The organism is Herbaspirillum sp. B65 (genome assembly GCF_000333555.1).
GTDB classification, from domain to species: domain Bacteria; phylum Pseudomonadota; class Gammaproteobacteria; order Burkholderiales; family Burkholderiaceae_D; genus Herbaspirillum; species Herbaspirillum rubrisubalbicans.
In genome coordinates this window covers 1-1,810 of sequence record NZ_BADI01000776.1, presented here as the reverse complement: position 1 = coordinate 1,810, position 1,810 = coordinate 1, and the positions used below count along the sequence as shown (strand labels likewise).

The 1,810-nt window shown below is 57.6% G+C and carries 3 protein-coding genes; 2 read left to right on the top strand and 1 reads right to left on the bottom strand.

Annotation, left to right across the window (positions count from 1 at the left end; all coding sequences use genetic code 11):
- Positions 1-441: Lrp/AsnC family transcriptional regulator (locus I5W_RS18560; protein ID WP_044530336.1), on the top strand; the 441-nt coding region annotated here is incomplete at its 5' end.
- A 12-nt stretch (positions 442-453) separates the two neighbouring features.
- Here I5W_RS18560 and I5W_RS18555 read toward each other — a convergent pair.
- Complete coding sequence (locus I5W_RS18555) at positions 454-912, bottom strand: response regulator (RefSeq protein WP_044530335.1); 459 nt, start codon at positions 910-912, stop codon at positions 454-456.
- 42 nt (positions 913-954) lie between these two features.
- Here I5W_RS18555 and I5W_RS18550 point away from each other — a divergent pair, with 42 nt between their 5' ends.
- Complete coding sequence (locus I5W_RS18550) at positions 955-1,191, top strand: hypothetical protein (protein WP_148289146.1); 237 nt, start codon at positions 955-957, stop codon at positions 1,189-1,191.
- The last annotated feature ends 619 nt before the right edge of the window (positions 1,192-1,810 follow it).

Genomic DNA, 1,810 nt, shown 5'->3' with positions numbered 1-1,810 from the left:
CCTTCAGAGAACAGTTCGATCAGCAATCTGGAGCTGGCCAGCCGCATCAACCTGTCCCCCTCGCCGACCTTGGCGCGGGTGAAGCGTCTGGAATCGGAAGGCATCATCTCGCGCTATGTGGCGCTGGCCGATCCGCACCTGCTGGGCCTGAAGGTGAACGTTTTCGTCAAGGTGATCCTGGAGCGCCAGGGCGCCGAAGCACTGGCCCAGTTCGAAACTGCCGTGAGCGCCTTCGATGAAGTCATGGAAGTGTACCTGATGACCGGCGATGAAGATTACCTGCTGCGCATCGTGGTGCCGGACCTGCTGACGCTGGAACATTTCATTGTCGATCACCTGACCAAGATCCCCGGCATCAAGAACATCCGCTCCAGCTTTGCGTTAAAGCAGATCAAGTACAAGACCGCCCTGCCCACACCCAAGATCAAGACCCGGCGCTAACGAGCCAACGAACTAACGGGCGGCCTCGCGCACCACACCTTCCGGCAAGGGCGCTGCGGCCTGCGCCACGTCACACCAGCGCTCCACGATCTCTACCACGCAGCGCGCATAGTGTTCACCATCGATCGGCTTGGGCAGATATTGGCTGGCGCCGGCGGCCAGGGCTTCGCGTTCGCCCTCCAGGTCGTGGGAAGGAAAGACTACCACCGGCGCATTGGCCAGATGCTTGCTGGCGCGCAACTCCCGCAACAGCTCGAGGCCATCGCCACAATCCATCTCGGACTCCAGCAGGATCAGGCTGGGTGGCTCAACATCGCCGCTGCGCCGGCCCTGCAACAGGCAGCGGCGCGCTGTGGCCATGTCCGGGCAAGCGCGAAAGACGCAATGCAGACCCGCCCGCCACAAGGCGAATCGGGCCAGCTCGGCAGCTTCCTGGCTGGGGTCGATCATGACGATGCTGGGGAAATTCATGCTTGGGGGAAATCCTTGGACACGGCTGAATCAACGACATACTTGCAGTACACGTTGTACAGCAGGGCCAGTCTGGATCACATCGGGAAATTCCTGACTGGCCCTGCCAGCCGCCTCCAGAGCTGGCGCATTACTGCGGCGGAGCGCAGCGCCGAGTTCGACGCCATGGCCCAGGCTTCGCTGGCAGCCCAGCGCGACATCGAACGCACCCAGGAAGGGGACTTCGATACCTTTGTCGCAGCTTATCGCGCCAGTACCCTGGGAAATATCGCGATCTGAAGGTTCATTCATTTATATATAGCAATAAATGAAAATAACGCCCCGTCTACCGCCCGGGGCGTTTTGCCATCCGCATTCCATTGATCTCATTGATTGCCTTTAAGTCTTTTCTTTTTGGCATGTCTTTTTATTCACTTCATGCGGGCAAAAACTGCATTCCAAAGCCGTTCTGAAGGTATTTGCGGCATTGCAAACAGGGAAAGAAAACCCCATTCCCAAGGCGATATAGTAAAAATACGAGGCCCTGGAAGCCGCTATCCATGCCGCTTTGCAGCATATTTTCGTATTATGAAATCGATTATCGTAATTTGAAAATTGAAAATTCCCTGATAAAATTCGTCGTCCACACGGCTGGAAGACCGTACATTTAAGCCTGCTGCGCCACCAAAGCCTTGCCCCACGGGCCGGGAAGGGTTGCAGCACAGGCAACACATGACGGCTTTTCCTGCATCACCTGCCGGCGGCATTGCGTACCGAATGAACCGACCGACCCGCTGGTCCACCCGACCGGACGGATCTCTCAACAACCAGGAGACATGACATGTCAGCCCAAATCGATCAAGTTCTGGCGCAGGCCGCCAACGATCCCGATGTGATGGAAACCCAGGAGGGCTCACGC